The organism is Nitrospiria bacterium, from assembly GCA_035498035.1.
GTDB lineage: Bacteria > Nitrospirota > Nitrospiria > JACQBZ01 > JACQBZ01 > JACQBZ01.
The window spans coordinates 1-17,109 of sequence record DATKAN010000042.1; the positions used below are offsets into that span (position 1 = coordinate 1).

The following is a 17,109-nucleotide window of genomic DNA, read 5'->3' on the forward strand; positions in this document are numbered from 1 at the left end:
CCGCGATGTCACCCTGGATGAGCCGGACGAGGGTGACGACACCGGCCACGGTAGGCAGGATCACCGTCACGAGGCCGGAGAAATACAGCCTGCCGACCAGGAACGGGAAGGTGACATGCGCAACGGCGTTCACCACGCCCGGCCCGATCACGTAGAACCAGACCATGTAACCGGAAAACTGTTGGGCGACCCGATGGCGCGAGCGCAGCCCGACCGCCGCGAGGATGGCTAGTGCGTTGACGCCGCCCATCAGGACCAGCGCGTGGGTCAGGAGATCGAACGTGGGGGGGATATCGAAGATTTGCCGCAGGCTGCTCGGAAAGTCCGACACCTGCTCCTCACCCATGTGGATCAGCTCCATCGCAATGAGCACGAGATAGGGCGAAAGAACTCTCGAGGGATCGACCGGCCGCCGCCAGGCGGTGGCCAGCCATACGAAGTAGGCGATGACCGCCGAGCCGCCGATGATGACCATCGTGGCCACGCCCAGACGCCGGGCGCCGAGGACGATCACCCCGGCGATGATCAGCGCCAAGGCCACGGGCACGACGGCGCGACCGATGGGTTTCCGATCCATAGTCCCTTCCGTCAAACGGTTCCGCTAAAATGTCACCGGGATTTTCATGGCCTTCATGCCCACAACCCCGGCTTGACCACCATTAAGAAGATAATGACGGTCACCAGAACGGCCAGGACCATTCCGAGCCTCCCCCCGCGGCGGGCCAGGGCTTGGTAGTTGGGCGACTGAAACCCTTCGCGGTCCAGAACCTCGATCTGGCGCCGAAGTGTGGGGGTGTATCCTAAGAAGCCGGTCAGCGCGACGAGCACGTATAAGATCAGTGCCGTCAGCAGCCAGGGGGTGGTGAGCGGGAGGCCGTCGACATACGCCATCGCGAGCCCGGTGACGAGCAGCAGCCCGTACGCCGGATTGGCGATACGATCATCGATCACCTTGATTCCGCGGAGCGTGAAGGGCAGGGCCTCCGGGTTGCGGCCGGCTCGGGCCAGCCAGATTCCGTAGGTGACGTTGGCGCCGACCGCGACGATGGCGGAGAAGACATGCAGCCATTTGAGCAACAGAAATGCCATGGCTATTTCCTCCGGTACGGATCAGGATAACCTGTTTTCGATGGGATTGACAAGCATCATCACTTTAGTTGCCTCCCGCGCGCGAGGTGAAATCCTGAGCTTTAGTCGAAGGGCCGGAGAGGATCTGATATTTCTCCCGGTCCGAACCGGTTCATGCTCAAGAATCTTCCAGGATTCCGGGGGCAAATCCCTTTTCTTTAAGAAGCGTACGGCAAAACTCGGCCTGACCCGATCTTACGTAAAACGTTGCTCCGACATACGTCGATCCCATTAAATTGAAAACGGGGCGGATGAACTCTTCCAATTCGATGGAATAGTCAATCCCGCGCCCGCTTAATAATGTCTCAATTTCTTTTGCCTCCGCAACGGTTCCAGCGATATAGATCCGCGCAGTCTCTTTTTCCGAAAGATTCTCGAAATCTACTCTCGGCATATCACTTATCCGACTTTCTTTACCTGCCCCCGTGCGCGAGGTGGGAGGGGAGCAAAGAACTTTTTCTTAAAGCACTCTTTTCGGTATTAAAAAGAGGCTTCTAAGATCTAAAAACGACCTCTATTTTCCCAAAAATCTTTTCTTTCCAGAACGTTACTCAGGTCTGACCCGAGACCCGAGCAAAAGTCAATAAGGCAAACCTGCTCTCTTACGAAATCTAAAGTACCAATTATATAAATAAAGCTATTCTGAACGGAGTTCGATTTGTAAGGAGTCTTTGAGATTCTGGCGGTATTCGAGCTTTTTACTTTTTGGTTTTATTTTTCGTCCTCTTGGGGGTTCAAAAAGAACGTCTTCTCCTTCATAGAGAACGCGTATTTCTACATGTGCATAATTCGGATAGACACAATCAGAAATTGGATGATGAACTGGTGTTGCAATTTTCTTGAATCGAGACACCAACACGGTAATTGAGTAACACCCGTCCGTTTTAAGTCCATTTTTTCTGAATTTGACATCCTTAGCGACAGAAAATCTGCTCCAATTACTAGAAATGTCGGGAAACTTTATTGTCTCTAATCTAATATTTTCATTTTCATCTAAATCATCTTTTTGAAAAGCACGAAATAACTTATCGTCGTCTTGAAAAGCCGATGACGATAATTTTGTCCTGCCCTTGATCAATAAAGTTTTAGGATAGCTGCCTTGCTTTAAAAATCTGAATAATCTCTGTAAAATTTTCATTTGCAATATCCGCTGACATTATTATTTCTTTATCACGTGTGACTATTGCTGCAATATCTAAATCGTTATAGACTTCAATCGATAAATCAAGTCTATCCACATGGTTAATATAATTTATAAATATCCCCTCCTCAATGGTCGCGCTTATTCGGGAAGGATAAATCGAATAATTTTTTAATAATTGCAGAACAACCACTTTTGCTAATTTCCTGCATTCCAACGTAGGTGGATGAATACCTTCCACTATCCACTTATTAGGGAGGCTTATCGAATCCACCCAAGAATTCAATTCTTCTATAAAAGGGTTGAGCTTCGCGGCTATGGGATCATGTCCTTGATGGTACTCGCCTGTTAATATGCTTCTGGATTGGTCAAGGCTTGAAGGAGTAACAGCAGATTGGTACACATCTTTTTTGAATAGAGACTTATTTAACTCCCTCTGCTGATTATCAATTTGAACGGTAAGGAGCGGCAGAGCGAAAAGTCTCACGACAACAGACACAGTACTTAGAGCATGCCCCTCGTCATATTCATTCATGGGTAGAAATGGTAGAGATAAAATCATTTCATTCATAGGTGGGCTCCAAGAAATCTAATGTTTCAGGAGTGAGGCACCAATCGAAAAATATCGCCTTATTCTTATTATGAATTATATCTAAATTATTTCCTAACCCAGAAATTAAATCATTAAACTGCTGGTTGCCGACGTCGCGAATAGTATCAATATCAACAACTAATCCCTGTTTCGTGGTTTTATCCTGTGCAGTTACAAGTGCAGACGATACAAGTTGGACGACGTTTATAAAATCATCTTGAGGAATTTCGATCCTAAGCAGGAACACTTCCTTTGATAGTATGTGGTCGCCTATATTTAGGCGAAGTCTTACAGATGAAACCTGCTTCTGTAGATCAGCAAAAGGAATTAGATCCACATATTTCAAAGAGTACCGCTGAATGCCCTCAATGATCCCAACTTCCTTTAGAATATTAGCAACCTGAATTATGGCATTCTTAAAATTTGTCCAGCCAGGGTAAGGCATCTTGCAACCAACTGCAACGTTCCAGTCACCAATTAAAAGAAGATACTCCTTCCACTGAATTCGGATAAGTGGCGCAAACCGTAAGTTTGGGTCAGCATCTCGCATCTGCTTGGGCAACTGTGTGGGTGGCAATTGCTCAAGGATTTTTTTCCCATCGAGCTTGTTAAATAAAATCCCTGGGAGAACGCTTGATGCTGGAACCTGTGTAGAAAAACGAATCTCAAAAACCGCATCTAACAAAGGCTCTTTCTTCAGTTTGGTCGGCAGCTTATTAGGCATAATTATTTAAACGGTAACATGGTTGTAAATCATAGTCAAAAATCTGCGTATCCAATCTCTTTCAATGTTAATCTGACAGCATCACTCTTCCTCCTATCCACCCTTGCCTGATAGTAATAAAAAGCAAGAAAACCAACACAAAGATTACCGCCAATGGGCATTACATTAAAATGATGTGATCCAACACATTATTTCCATCCTTGTCCAATAATTTTACACACCACTTGTTCCTGGGGGATTTGAATTGGACCCTGTGGCGTCTGTTGCATCACATTGATCTGCTGCTTCCGAAATTCAGCCGATATCTCGAAATAATTTGAAAGCTGAGAACTTTCGATTAGGGCTATTTTGAAATCTTTCTTATTCTGCACCGCATTTATTCCTAGTTCATTTTCTGGATTCCAAATTTTTCCAAAATCCAATTCTTTATTATATTTCTCGTAGAGATCAGTCATCAACTTCGAGAGCGCGTCGTTTGCATCCACGACTGTTTTCAAACCCAGATCCTCTTTCGCCTCCCTCCTGCCGATGAAATACTGGTGCGAGTACAATTTTTCTGTGAAATAATCAACAAGCTTCTCGATTTCATCATCCTTGAGGTGCACTTTGTGGCTCTTAATGAGCCGCTTCGCGACAATTCGGATGAGATTGTGTATGCGGTTCACGTTGCCGAGGGCCAAGGGGTGGATTTGCGGATTTGACTCCACAAATTTTATAAATACACGCGACAGCTCTTCGTCGTTTTTGATGCCGAACTTGTTTTTGGCTAAATCGAAATATGCCATCACATCTTCTACCGAAATCGGAATCCTGTTTTGCGGACTCGCAGGGTCAACCGGATTAAACACGTTCGCTGTTGAAGGATCAATAGGAGATAGCTCCGAAAGATCGCTCATTACGATCTCGTCGGCACCTAGCGCGATCATCGTTGCCGAGCTGTGTGCCTTATATGGGACGAGTACGGAAAACTTATCGCAACATTCACGAACCATCGATACCAAACGCCACGGTACCATTGTATCACCACCGGTACTGTAAAGAAAAAGATCGATGTTTCCCGTTTTCCCGATTGCCCGAAGCTGATTGCTTACAAGCGGTATCACATCCATCGCAATCCGCGCGTTAAACGGCCCCTGCCGATCGCTCGTGAGGTACGCAATCACGCGCGATTTCCGCAATCCTTCGATTTGTTGTATAAGTTGTTTTCTATCCATGGGTTAGTCAGTGTAGCATGATATTAAGAAGAATTCCAATTAAAGAACAAGGAAAAACCGAGACGATTTTTTTTAACGCTTTAAGGGAGATGTAGAATGCAGGATAGATCACGTCTTTCCTGTTCTCTCTCCAGCGGATGAGGTCGTGTGAAAAAATTAAAGACGGCAGGAACGGCCCGCGCCGGAGGAATGTTAGGGCGGATTATATCGGTTCGGGTAAGGGGAGTCAACAAGTCGTGAGGAGTAAGGGGTGAGGAGTGATGGGAGGATGGCAAGCAGTTTACTTCCGCTCCTTCCCGCCCAATTCTTTTTCCAACGCTTCAATCGTCGGCAATTGGCTCTTGATCTGCTTGGGCAGCGAATGGGTCAGCTTGTAGGCCGAAACGCCGATCGGTTTGCGGGTGTCGCGCAGTGCGTATTCGGCGATCAGCTTGTTCTTGGTTTTGCACAGGATCAACCCGATGGAGGGCTTGTCGTCGGGATGGCGCAGCAGGTCGTCCACCGCGGACAGATAAAAATTCATCTTGCCGGCGTGTTCGGGTTTGAACCCCTCCATCTTGAGGTCGATCACAACATAACACCGGAGATGGAGGTGATAAAACAGAAGATCAATGTAGAAATCTTCCGCGCCGACCTCGATCAGCCTCTGACTGCCGACGAGACTGAATCCGACTCCCAACTCCAGCAGAAAATCGCGGAGATGAGCCAACAGTGCGCGCTCGAGTTCGCGCTCACGAGCCGAGTCGCCCAAGGTCAGAAAATCGAAGTTATAGGGGTCCTTCAATACCTGTTTCGCCAAGTCAGACTGCAACGGAGGAAGCGTTTGGTTGAAATTGGTCACCGCCTGTCCCTGGCGTTCATGAAGGCCGCTCTCGATCTGGTGGACCAGCACATTGCGGCTCCACCCGTGTCGCAAAGTCTGATGGGCATACCATTCACGCTCGGCGGAGTCCTTCACCTTGTCTATCAAGACGCAATTGTGAAACCACGGCATTTGTGCAGCAACCTGCTGCACAAACGCCTCATCCGGGTAGGCTTCCGCGAAAGCCCGCATGTACTTGAGATTGCGAGGGGAGAATCCTTTCATCTCGGTAAATTCAGTTCGAAGATCGCTTGCCAGCCTGTCGATGATCTTCGCGCCCCAACCGTGAAGTTTCTGGCGCTCCAAAATATCCCGGCCGATCCTCCAGTAGAGCAAAACCAGTTCCCGGTTGACCGAAAGCGCGGCGCGAAGCTGTGCCTGACGGATGCGGTCCTTGAGCTCGAGGAGAAAATGGCCGTAGTCGCGGGGAATGAGGTCGCGCGTCATCATCCGTCCTTACAGCTCATTGAACGTTTCGGGGAAGGTCATGGGTTTCTCCGCTCCGTCCGGCGGATGGGGTCGCGTGAAATTTAAAGACGGCAGGACGGCCCGCGCCGGAGGAATTATATTGCGGGATTATATCCCTTTTAGGGGAGGCGGGTCAATAAGGCGTGAGGGGTGATGAGTGAGGAGGAAGGGCGTTAGGGGTTAGGCGGAAGGGGTGAGGGGAAAGGGCGTAAATGACACGTAGGGGCTGACCTGTGTGTCAGCCCGGATAGCGTATATATATAATGATGCAAATCGAATATATTCGTCGCGGCGGAGAATATTATTCAGGAAGATGGAAAAGTTCTTAATGATCGAGGGATTGCGCGCGACTTGTGTTGGTTTATAGATCAAGTCGTCGCGGGGCGACGCTGGGCCAATACTTTTTTCATCTCGGTCGCCGACTTGGTGTTGAAAACCGCCTCCCGCGTGAGCCAGCCTTTTCGCGCGATCCCGACGCCGTAGCGGACGTCCCGGATCCCCTCGACGCTGTGCGCGTCCGGATTGATGCTGACCGGCACGCCCAGCTCCACGGCCGTCGGACCGAGCCGCCAGTCCAGATCCAGCCGCATCGGGTTCGCGTTGAGCTCGATCGCCACCCCGTGATCGCTCGCGGCCTTGATGATCGCCCGCATGTCCACCGGATAGGCTTCGCGCGTCAACAGGAGCCGTCCGGTGGGATGCCCGAGGATCGTGACGTAGGGATTTTTAATCGCCCTGACGATGCGCTTGGTCATCTCGGCCTCGGTCATCTTGAACTTGCTGTGGATCGAGACGACCACGAAATCGAAACTCGCCAGGACGTCGTCCGGATAATCGAGCGTCCCGTCCGGAAGGATGTCGCACTCGGTGCCCTTGAAGATCGTGATGTCCTTGTGCTTTTTCTGAAGCGCGTCGATCGCCTTTTGCTGTTCATAAACGCGCTCGACCTCGAGCCCGTGGGCGTATTGCGCCGACCGGGAATGATCCGAGATGCCGATGTACTCGTAGCCCGCCGCGCGCGCGGCCCCGACCATCTCCTCCAGCGTGGCGTTGCCGTCGGAGTAGACCGTGTGGTTGTGAAAGATTCCCCGGATATCTTTTTCCTCGACCAGCTTCGGAAGATTTTTGGACTCGGCCGCCGCGATCTCGCCCATGTCCTCCCGCAGCTCCGGCGGGATGAAATCCAGGCCGAGTTTCGAGAAGATCTCCTCCTCGTTCCTGCAGGGAACGGGTTTTTCTCCCTGAAACAATCCGTACTCGTTCATCTTGAAGCCCAGGCGCTGCGCGCGCCCGCGCATCGCGATGTTGTGTTCCTTGCTCCCGGTGAAATGATGCAGCGCGTAGGGGAATTCGGCGTCCGAGACCACGCGAAGATCGGCGTTGATCCCGGACTTGAGACGGACGGAGGACTTGGTTTCGCCCTTGGCCACCACCTCATCCACCTCCGGATGGGCGGTAAAGGCCTCCATGACCGGTCCGGAACGCTCCGAGCTCACGAGCAGGTCGATGTCCTTCACGACCTCCTTTCTTCGACGGAGACTTCCGGCGACCGCGATCCGCTTGACCGCCTTGTGGGCCTTCAGGGCGTCATAGAGTCTTTCGGCCTCGCCCGCCGCGACGGGATAATGAAACAGCCCCTTCTGCCTTCGCACGTACTGGATACCCTGCAGGATCTTCTCCTGCATCCGCGGCCCGAAGCCTTCCAGTTTCAGGAGCCGGTTTTCGTTGCAGGCGTACTCCAACTCCCCGATCGTCGAGATCCCGAGCTGTTCGTGAATAAGCCTCGCCCGCTTCGGGCCCAGGCCCGGGATCCGGAGCATCTCAAGCAGCCCGGCCGGAACCGCGGCCTTCAGCTCCTCGTAATAAGCCAGTTTACCGGTCGTCACCAGCTCGCCGATCTTCTCGAACAAGGCCGCCCCGATCCCTTTCACCTCTTTCAGCGCGCCGCTTCGAACGGCCTCGCCCAGATCCATCTCGAGCGCGGCGATCGTCCGGGAGGCGTTGGCGTAGGCGCGCGATTTGAACGGATTCTCGCCCTTCAACTCCAGCAGCGTGCCGATCTCGTCCAAAATTTCGGAGACTTCCTGTTTGGTCACAGCCATAGTTCCCTCACCTTTGACTCAACAAGGCCTCGGCGTTTCTCTGAAGGCCCGCACGCTTTGGCCGAAGAAGCGGCGTGTCGCGGAACGCGGCGCGGAATTCCTCGTCCGACTTGATCGCCGCAAGCTTTTCCAGATCCAGCCAGGGCCCGACGCCCTCCTCCGGCCGAAACTCCTTGACCCCGGTCGGCTTCGACCGCGCGTTATAGGGACACACCTCCTGGCAAATATCGCAGCCGAAGACCCAGCCGCCTAATTTCGGGATCAGCGCCTCTGGAATGGCCCCCTTGTTCTCGATCGTCAGATACGAGATGCAACGGTTCGCATCGAGCTGATACGGGGCCACGAGGGCGCCGGTCGGACAGGCGTCAAGGCAGGCGCGGCAGCTTCCACATTCGGAGGTCCGGGCCGTGCCCGGCTCCAACTCCAGCGTGGTCAGGATCACGGACAGGAAAACCCACGAGCCGAACGAATCCGTGATGAGCAGCGTGTTCTTCCCGACAAAACCGATCCCGGCCTGCCGCGCGAAGGCCTTCTCCAAAACGGGTCCGTGATCGACGTAACTCCGACAGTCCGTTCCCGGCCCGGCCGTCTCGCGAAGAAAGACCTCCAATTGCGAGAGCCGGTCTTCGATCACGTCATGGTAATCCCGTCCCCGGGCGTAGCGGGCGACTCGGCCCACCGTACTCCGACCCGGACCGGGCGGATTGTCCTGCGCGTAATTCAGGGCCAGCACAATCACGCTCTTCGCGCCGGGAAGAACGGTCGGCGGCCGCGAACGGCGATGCGGTTCGCGGGCCATGTAGGCCATCCCGGCGTGACGGCCTTCGGCAAGCCAGCGGGACAGGGCTTGATCATCCTGTTCAAGATCATCGGCCGCGGCGATCCCGACGGCATCGAAACCCAAGGCCCGCGCCCGGTCGAGGATCTTCTGTGTAAGGGAAGACAGCATGCGAGGCTCCGCTCGTCGAAACAGGGGATTTCCGATTGTATCAAATTATTATTTAAATGGTAAAGCAGGACAGGCATTTGCGGCCCGAAGCCGGAGAATGAGACAGGGGAAGGGGATCATTAATATTCAATTGATAAGATTTGAAGCGCGGTGGCCCTGGGCCTTTTTCCGGAGCGGCTCGAGCAGCTCAAATGGGATTTGCAGCCTGCCCATCCCGACGCCCAGATCGATCCCCGGTTTGTGGGAACCGTGAAAATCCGACCCGCCCGACGGAAGGAGGTGAAATTTTTCGGCCAACTCGCGATAATAGCGGCTCTGTCCCGCCGAATAGGTGCTGTAAATCACTTCCATCCCGTCGAGCCCCGACTCCGCGAGTCCGCCAAGCAACGGTTCCAACATGGGCGAGGGTTCCTTGTACAAGGTAAACGGGTGGGCCAGGACCGCGACACCCCCGGCTTCATGAATCGCCGCGATAACGTCCTGCGGGCTGAACCGGAACTTTTCAACGAATCCCGGCGCCCCTTTTTTCAGATAGCGCTCGAAGGCTTCCTGCATCGACGAGACGTAGCCTTTCTGGACCAATACCTTGGCAAAATGCGGGCGGCCGACCTGGCCCCCACCGGAAGCGGCCACGACTTCCTCGTAGGTGATCTGAAGACCCAGCCCCTGAAGCTTCTGAACGATCTTCGGGTTTCGCTCCCTGCGGGCCTCCTGGAGACGCCGCAGCCGGCCGCAAAAACCTTCATGCCGCCGGTCGACGAAAAAGCCGAGGACGTGCATCGTTCCCTCGGGATGGTCCGCGCTCAACTCGACCCCCGGGATCACCTCGATACCCAGCCGTTCCCCTTCGGCCGCCGCCTCGTCCAATCCGTCCACGCCATCATGGTCCGTCAGGGCCAGCGCGACGAGACGCTTGGTCGCCGCGTACCGGATCAGCTCCGCGGGCGTAAAGCTGCCGTCCGAAGCGGTGCTGTGGGTGTGAAGATCGATCCGTCGGTCATTCATGACGGGGCTTTGCGTATTTCATGGGGAGGTCGAAGAAATATCGGAAAGGTATCCCATTTTTTCGAGAAGGCCGAGGATCTTCGCGGCCGAGGCCTCGGGCGCTTCCCGATTGGTTTCGATGAGGATCTCCGGATTGAGCGGTTCCTCGTAAGGGTCCGAGACGCCGGTGAAGTGCGGAAGATTTCCGGCCAGCGCCTTTTTATACAGCCCCTTCACATCCCGTTCGATCAGGACATCGATGGGGCATTTGACGAACACCTCCACGAAGTTCTTGATCTCCCGGCGGGCCAGTTCCCGGCTCTCGCGATACGGAGAAATGGCGGCGACGATCACGATGACGCCGTGACGGGTCAGGAGCTGCGAGACGAAGGCGATCCGCCGGATGTTGGTCATCCGGTCCTCCGGACTGTATCCCAGATCCTTGCAGAGGTTCATCCGAATCACGTCCCCGTCCAGAATTTCAATGCTTGTGATCCCTCTCTCCCGTATCCTTTTTCCCAGCAAATGGGCCAGCGTGGTTTTTCCGGCCGAGGGCAGGCCGGTCAGCCAAATGGTTACACCCTTGTTTGTCATCTGTCGTTTTCCTGAGTGGAAATGGATCGCTACCGGGGACGGAAACCGCGACCCGTTCGGCGGGCCAAGAATCGGACGGCGGCATCAGCGCGCGCTCCAAAACATCGGCCATTTATTTTCATATACTTTATCCAACCCGGCACCTCTTGTCAAGGAAGCCGTCACGGATCTTCAACGGATTCCTTAGAAGAGCGCCGGCCCGCCGACCGGTTCAATTCGATTAGACAATAACATGCCGGAGGCCGGACTCGAACCGGCACGCGCGTTTCGGCGCGAGGGATTTTAAGTCCCTTGTGTCTACCATTCCACCACTCCGGCTAATGAGGCGGATGGACTTTTTGAGCCGTCCGGAACCACGATAAGGTTTCTTGATTGTCGGGTTAATCTACCGTCATGGCCGCGGACTGTCAAGACGATGATTGGAGGTCGCTTCAGATGCCGTCCCGGACGATTTGCTTGATTTGTTCCTGAATCTCCCGGGCAAGCTCGCTTTCCTTGGATGCCAAGCCCTTGGCCCGCTTGAACTCCTGGAGGGCCGCTTCGGGTTCCAGACTCAGCCGAAGATAGCGTCCTGTTTCATACGCCGCTTCCGCGGGCCGGCCGGTTTGAGAATAAACCTGTCCGAGGTGGTAGTGGGCAAAGGCATGATCCGGATTCCGCCGAAGCGCTTCTTCATATTCCTGCCCGGCCAGCTCGAGCCGACCGGCATGCTCCTCCACCATCCCGAGGACCACATAGGCCGAAGGAATCTCTTCACCCGGTTTCGACCGGTGGAGACTCTCGAGCGCCTCGGCCCTGGCCTTGTCCACGTCCTGGGTCTTTAAATAAGCCGCGGCCAGATCGGCATGATAAACCGGGTTGTCCGGCGAGGTGGCCAAGGCGGCTTGATATTCCGCGATCGCCTCGGACACCTGATCCGTCATCAGGTAGGCCAGGCCGGACAGGTAATGATACCTTTCATCCGGAGCGGCCCCCGCCTTCCGCTCCGGAAACAGTTGAGCCACCTCGTGCCAGTTCTCGCTTTTGGCCCGGATGATGGTTTCCACGCGTCCCCAGTCGAAGGTCTTCGGGGGCGGGGGAAGTACATGATCCACGGGACGGTTCAGTCGAAGTTCGGCCAGATGAACACGGGACTCAAGATCCGGGTGCGTTTCCATGTAGGCCGGGATTTCATAACCGTTAATTTTCTCGTAGGCGAGCAGGGTCTGAAAAAATTTCAGCATCCCGTTCGGATCGTATCCGGCCTCTTTGAGGTACTGCATGCCCGACGCGTCGGCCTCTTCCTCGTTCTCGCGGCTGAAATGAAGTTGAGCCGCTTCATTGGCGGCCATCGCAATACTGGTCGTGGCCGCCTGGCCTCTCGACAAGAGGATCGCCGCGATGGTGGCCAGCGTCATGGCATTGAGCGTTTTGTCATTTTTAAAAAAGTGGTTGTGCATGACGTGGCCGGTTTCATGGCCCAGAACCCCGGCCAGTTCATCTTCGGAATCCAGTTTGCTTAGGAGCTCGTCAAAAACGAAGATATAACCTCCCGGGATCGCGAACGCGTTGAGCGAGCTATCTTTCACGACGAAGAAATGAAACGAGTCCGGATCGCCGCCCGCGGCCGTGACAATGCGGCGGCCCACCCGATTGACGGCGTCCACCACCTCTTGATCCTTGACGAAGCTGTACTGCTTCCGGGCCTCCATCATGAATTGCCTGCCCAGCACCTTGCCTTGGTCCGGCGGCGCCTGCGGTTCGGCTTCGGGCGGAGGTGAGGAAGGCGTCGGAGGCATTGGGGGTGTGGCGCAGCTTGCGAGCGCGATCGAAAGGCTCAATAAAATACAGCTTGTTTTATTCATCCGGGACATGGCACATCACTCAACTTGTGGGACGATTTTCCATCCAATGCGGGGATGTTGTCTGCGTTTGAAGGACGGCTTTCTCGATCCGACCTATCCGGTTTCGGGACCGTAACTCGCCCCGTTGCAATCCAGGCAGATGAAGTCGCCATCGATGTTCACGGTCGGCTCGCCGCAAAACGGACAATCGGGGCCGGGTATGGAGGGGGGCAAAATCGGGAGCTCTATATCTTCTTCTTCATCCATCGTTATTCCGTGCTGCCGGCCAGGTCGTCGATCAGAATCTTATTCCGGTCGAAGCAATTCAGGCAGAACTCATCCGAGACCGAATCCGAAACGGCCCGGCCGTTTTGATCCACCTTCGCCTCGTCCCTCAAAAGGGAAAAACAGGCATCGCAGATCATAAAGGGTCCGCGGGTTGACATCACCGCATGCACAATATCTTCTCCTCCGATTCCTCGATCCCGCCCCGGCCCGCTGAATTCAACTCCGTCTATAGGCCGGAGCCCTCCGGTTTGCCTCACCCGCGGGATCGACCCAGCGAGCACGGCGAGCGAGAGGGGAAGGCTCCATCCGGCTTGGCCGGTGGAGGGGGCGACGCGAGCCCCCACAATTAAGCGAAATAACGCTCGGCATTTTCGATGTATTCGTTCAAGGCCGGCGTCGCTTCCCGATCGACCAGCACATCGAACTGGATGCCGGCAATGTAGGCGTCCTTGAACGGCGCGGCCCAACGGACCTGACCCGACAGATTCTCCACCGTCAGCCGGCCGTCCTTGTCCAGAAACGACAGCGCGATCCTGATCCGGCCGTTGGGGCCCAATTTTTCGGGCGTGTAGATCTCCAACCCCCCGCGGCTGATCCCCCCCACAAAAGCCGTGAAACGGCGTTGATCATCAAGACAGACGATGTCTCCGATCGACTTGATCGTCACCCGCTTATGCTGGCGTTTATCGGTCATCTCGCCTGGAATGAGGGACGCAAGGACACCTTTCATTATGACTGAGCCTCTCGGACCCTGTCAAGTCCGTCCGCATCTTGCCTTTTCGGCGCAAGTCCGGTATCTTATGGCGGACCTTTTTTTACGGATGTTGCACTCCATATCAAACAATCCACCTGGCTCAAGCACCGCCGGAGGCCGCCATGGATATCGCGCGAAAAACCTTTTTTGTGATTCCAACCGAGGACCGACCGGGGCAGCTGGCCCGGTTTTCAAAACAGATGTCGGAACACGACCTCAATCTGGCGGCCGTCTGGAGCTTTGGAACCGGACGGGGAAACGCGGAGATCGTGGCCATTCCGTGGGATACGGCCGTCTTCAAAAAAGTGGCGCGGGAGGCCGGCTGGACGTTTCGGGAAGGAAGCTGCTTCCATCTGACGGGGGAGGATCGGGCCGGGGCGCTGGCCGACACCCTCGACCGGATCGCGCAGGAAGGAATCAATCTCCACGCGGTCGACGCCATGGGAATCGAGGGCCGCTATTCGGCCTTCGTCTGGTGCGATGAACAGGAGGTCGAAAAGCTGCGGATGGTGTTGAAGGGGTGGTAGAAAGAGCCTTTGAGCATTGGATCAATAGACTGCATTCCAGCCGCGATGATCGACTCTTTTAATGATCCATGGCACCATGGCTCGAATGCTCTAAATTTTGCGGAGCAAAATTTGGAGGCGGCGGGCGGGATTGAACCGCCGAATCGCAGTTTTGCAGACTGCTCCCTTAGCCACTTGGGTACGCCGCCGATTGCTTTCCTTATACCATAGTCCCGCCGAGGGCTGCAAGGCCAATCCGGCCCTACAACCCATCCAGTTTGAGGGTCTTCAGCACGCGCGCGGTCTCGCGCGCCACGGGTCGGCCGGCTTTCCGCTCAAGGTATTTCAAATGCTGCGCGAGGAAGCGGATATCCTGAAGCGTATCCACATCGTACCAGAAGGGGAGGAGCGCGGCGATCAGACGCCTGTCCGCGATCCGCGCGAGGGTTTGCTCCAGAACCCGTTCCGTTCCCCAGGCGATTCCGTCGAAAATCGGCGGGACGGGTCCGGAGCAGCCGATCAGATAATACCCTCCGTCGGCGCTGGGACCCAGAACCACCGAAGGTCCATCGGGGCGCTTCCTGAATTGCCGGAACGCTTCCTGTATATACCCGGTCGGAAGCGTCGGAAGGTCCATCCCGACGAGGACGGCCGGATCGAAGCCCAGACGACAGGCCTCCGCGAGGGCGTTCCGCATGCGCGCTCCCAGGTCTTCCCCGGTTTGATCGATCAGAACCAGATCGAAGCGGTCCGCGAGCTCTTTAAAAAAAGGATCTAGTCGCGTCGGATCGCAGGCGAGAATGCGTTTCACCCCTTTCAATCCCGCCGTGGCGTTCAGCGTGTCCAGGATGAAGGCCCGGTAGACCCGGCCGGCCTGCTCCGGTGACAGATCCGGGAGAAGTCGTGTCTTCACCTGTCCCGGTTCGGGAACCTTCGCGAAGAGAATGAGGGCTTTTTTTGCGACGGACACGACGACACCGTAGCATCGCGCCGTCGGGGTTGTCAATCCGTCCTCAGCCGCCGGGGCCGCGAGGGCTTCCCCGAAACGCGTAACCGAATATATTCCTTTAAAAAACCCTGCGGCGACAGGCTTGACGCTTCGACGGACGGCCACTATAATGTTAAAAACATAACGATGGGGTAATTACTCAACGAGCAACGCAGGCCCCCACCATGGATCCGAAGATAGAATGGATTAAAAATATGGGCTGGATGGCCCTGGCCGTTTTGTGCGCCGTGTCGCTCGGCATCGTCGCCGGGATTTTGAACCCGGCCGAAGAGGTGAACGGGCTCTGGCTGGTCGTGGCCGCGGCCTGCTGTTATGTCCTCGCGATCCGGTTTTACGGCCGCTTCCTCAAAACCCGGGTCGCGGACCTGGACGACCGGAGGATCACGCCGGCCCACCGGCTCCGCGACGACAAAAACTTTCAACCCACCAACCGCCTCGTCCTGTTCGGCCACCACTTCGCGGCGATTGCCGGGGCCGGTCCCCTCCTCGGTCCGGTCCTGGCGGCCCAATTCGGATACCTGCCCGGTTTTCTCTGGATCGTGATCGGCGCGGTCCTGGCCGGGGCGGTCCAGGACTTTGTCATCCTGGTCGCCTCGATGCGGCGCAACGGCCGCTCGCTCCCGCAGATCGCCCGGGACGAAATCGGGCCGTTGACCGGCATCGCCACCACGATCGCCGTGCTGTTCATCGTCGTCGTCGCGCTCGCCGGATTGGGGTTGGCCGTCGTCAACGCGCTCTCTCATAATCCCTGGGGCACCTTCACGCTGGCCCTGACCATTCCAATCGCCTTCCTCATGGGCTACCATCTCCAGCGCTTCCGGCCCGGCCGGGTGGGCGAGGTGTCCGTGATCGGAATTTCGTTCCTGCTCGTCGCCTTGTTCGCCGGACGCTTGGTCGCCCATTCCGGCCTTGCGCCGTACTTGAGTTTTGAAAAAGAAAGCCTGGTCTGGCTTCTGGCCGGCTATGGCTTTCTCGCTTCGGTCCTTCCCGTCTGGATGCTCCTGGTGCCCCGGGATTACCTTTCCACCTTCATGAAGGTCGGCGTTGTCGGACTGCTCGGCATCGGCGTGATCCTGATGGCCCCGACCATTCAGATGCCGGCCGCCACGGCCTTCATCCACGGCAACGGCCCGGTCATCCCCGGAACGCTTTTTCCGTTCGTCTTCATCACGATCGCCTGCGGTGCGATCTCCGGGTTTCATTCGCTGGTTTCCTCCGGAACCACGCCCAAGATGCTCTCTTGCGAATCGCATGCGATGATCGGGTACGGCGCGATGCTGATGGAAAGCTTCGTCGGCGTGATGGCGCTGATCGCGGCCACGATCCTGATCCCCGGGGACTACTTCGCGATCAATACCCATCTCTCGGCCGACGCGCTGGCCGCACTGGGCTTCCCCGTCGCGCATCTCCAGGAACTCTCCCAACTGGTCGAGGTGGACGTGGCGGGGCGGCCCGGCGGCGCGGTCTCGCTTGCGGTGGGAATGGCTTCGATTTTCTCGTCGCTTCCGGGAATGAAGGCGCTCATGGCTTATTGGTACCAGTTCGCGCTGTTATTCGAGGCGCTGTTCATTCTGACCACGATCGATGCCGGAACGCGGGTGGCGCGGTATTTGATCCAGGAGATGGGCGGGCAGGCCTACGCGCCGCTTAAAAACCTGAACTGGTGGCCGGGGGTCGTTCTCACCAGCGCGGTCGTCGTCTTGGCCTGGGGTTACCTGATCGCGACCGGATCCATCGGCACGATCTGGCCGATGTTCGGGGCCGCGAACCAGTTGCTGGGAACGCTCGCGCTCTGCGTCGGGACGACGGTGCTGATCAAAATGGGGAAAGCGAAATACATCTGGGTGACGGCCCTTCCGATGGCCTTCGTCGGAATCGTCACCTTGACCGCAAGCTATCGCTTGTTCTTCCTCTACCTGGCCCAGGCCGGACAGGCCGCCGACGCTTTCCAGGCCTTCAGTTTCCGTCTCG

The 17,109-nt window shown here is 55.8% G+C and carries 17 protein-coding genes and 2 tRNA genes; 2 read left to right on the forward strand and 17 right to left on the reverse strand.

The genetic code is table 11. The annotated features are described in order from the left end of the window. From VMN77_08655 to VMN77_08725, 15 genes are all read right to left on the reverse strand, one after another. The coding region (locus VMN77_08655; GenBank protein ID HTN43850.1) for a hypothetical protein at positions 1-592 on the reverse strand (592 nt) is incomplete at its 3' end. A 38-nt stretch (positions 593-630) separates the two neighbouring features. Next, positions 631-1,089 carry a DUF2269 family protein gene (locus VMN77_08660; protein HTN43851.1) on the reverse strand — a complete coding sequence of 153 codons (459 nt, stop codon included), beginning with the start codon at positions 1,087-1,089 and terminating at the stop codon, positions 631-633. Positions 1,090-1,765: 676 nt separating this feature from the next. Next, positions 1,766-2,266 (reverse strand): hypothetical protein, encoded by a 501-nt coding sequence (locus VMN77_08665; protein HTN43852.1) that lies wholly within the window; start codon positions 2,264-2,266, stop codon positions 1,766-1,768. Beyond that, positions 2,214-2,840 carry a hypothetical protein gene (locus tag VMN77_08670; protein ID HTN43853.1) on the reverse strand — a complete coding sequence of 209 codons (627 nt, stop codon included), beginning with the start codon at positions 2,838-2,840 and terminating at the stop codon, positions 2,214-2,216. The genes VMN77_08665 and VMN77_08670 overlap by 53 nt, the downstream gene beginning before the upstream one ends. Then, positions 2,833-3,585, reverse strand: a complete 753-nt coding sequence (locus VMN77_08675; GenBank protein ID HTN43854.1) for a TIGR04255 family protein — start codon at positions 3,583-3,585, stop codon at positions 2,833-2,835. Before VMN77_08675 ends, VMN77_08670 begins: the two co-directional genes overlap by 8 nt. Positions 3,586-3,773: 188 nt before the next feature. Beyond that, the gene (locus tag VMN77_08680) at positions 3,774-4,799 is read right to left on the reverse strand and encodes a hypothetical protein (protein ID HTN43855.1); all 1,026 of its coding nucleotides are present in this window, start codon (positions 4,797-4,799) and stop codon (positions 3,774-3,776) included. Positions 4,800-5,079: 280 nt separating this feature from the next. Next, positions 5,080-6,108 (reverse strand): PDDEXK nuclease domain-containing protein, encoded by a 1,029-nt coding sequence (locus tag VMN77_08685; protein HTN43856.1) that lies wholly within the window; start codon positions 6,106-6,108, stop codon positions 5,080-5,082. 389 nt (positions 6,109-6,497) lie between these two features. Further along, positions 6,498-8,225, reverse strand: a complete 1,728-nt coding sequence (polX, locus tag VMN77_08690; protein ID HTN43857.1) for a DNA polymerase/3'-5' exonuclease PolX — start codon at positions 8,223-8,225, stop codon at positions 6,498-6,500. A 13-nt stretch (positions 8,226-8,238) separates the two neighbouring features. Continuing rightward, complete coding sequence (gene queG, locus VMN77_08695) at positions 8,239-9,180, reverse strand: tRNA epoxyqueuosine(34) reductase QueG (GenBank protein ID HTN43858.1); 942 nt, start codon at positions 9,178-9,180, stop codon at positions 8,239-8,241. 126 nt (positions 9,181-9,306) lie between these two features. Then, positions 9,307-10,185, reverse strand: a complete 879-nt coding sequence (locus VMN77_08700; GenBank protein HTN43859.1) for a PHP domain-containing protein — start codon at positions 10,183-10,185, stop codon at positions 9,307-9,309. Between the two features lie 18 nt (positions 10,186-10,203). Further along, positions 10,204-10,785: an adenylyl-sulfate kinase gene (gene cysC / locus VMN77_08705; GenBank protein HTN43860.1), complete on the reverse strand. Its 582-nt coding sequence runs from the start codon at positions 10,783-10,785 to the stop codon at positions 10,204-10,206. Positions 10,786-10,991: 206 nt separating this feature from the next. Then, a tRNA-Leu gene (locus VMN77_08710) sits at positions 10,992-11,076 on the reverse strand. 113 nt (positions 11,077-11,189) lie between these two features. Beyond that, positions 11,190-12,611 carry a M48 family metalloprotease gene (locus tag VMN77_08715; protein HTN43861.1) on the reverse strand — a complete coding sequence of 474 codons (1,422 nt, stop codon included), beginning with the start codon at positions 12,609-12,611 and terminating at the stop codon, positions 11,190-11,192. Between the two features lie 239 nt (positions 12,612-12,850). After that, positions 12,851-13,039 (reverse strand): hypothetical protein, encoded by a 189-nt coding sequence (locus tag VMN77_08720; protein HTN43862.1) that lies wholly within the window; start codon positions 13,037-13,039, stop codon positions 12,851-12,853. Between the two features lie 176 nt (positions 13,040-13,215). After that, positions 13,216-13,599 carry a PilZ domain-containing protein gene (locus VMN77_08725; protein ID HTN43863.1) on the reverse strand — a complete coding sequence of 128 codons (384 nt, stop codon included), beginning with the start codon at positions 13,597-13,599 and terminating at the stop codon, positions 13,216-13,218. 146 nt (positions 13,600-13,745) lie between these two features. Between VMN77_08725 and VMN77_08730 the strand changes: the two genes are divergently transcribed. Beyond that, entirely contained in the window at positions 13,746-14,150 is a 405-nt protein-coding gene (locus tag VMN77_08730; GenBank protein ID HTN43864.1) for a hypothetical protein, read from the forward strand. Between the two features lie 112 nt (positions 14,151-14,262). On the opposite strand, the gene VMN77_08735 is transcribed toward VMN77_08730, so the two are convergent. Together VMN77_08735 and VMN77_08740 are read right to left on the reverse strand one after the other, a co-directional pair. After that, positions 14,263-14,338: transfer RNA gene (locus VMN77_08735), tRNA-Cys, on the reverse strand. Between the two features lie 53 nt (positions 14,339-14,391). After that, positions 14,392-15,135, reverse strand: a complete 744-nt coding sequence (locus tag VMN77_08740) for a TIGR04282 family arsenosugar biosynthesis glycosyltransferase (protein ID HTN43865.1) — start codon at positions 15,133-15,135, stop codon at positions 14,392-14,394. A 167-nt stretch (positions 15,136-15,302) separates the two neighbouring features. Here VMN77_08740 and VMN77_08745 point away from each other — a divergent pair. Continuing rightward, positions 15,303-17,109: carbon starvation CstA family protein (locus VMN77_08745; GenBank protein ID HTN43866.1), on the forward strand; the 1,807-nt coding region annotated here is incomplete at its 3' end.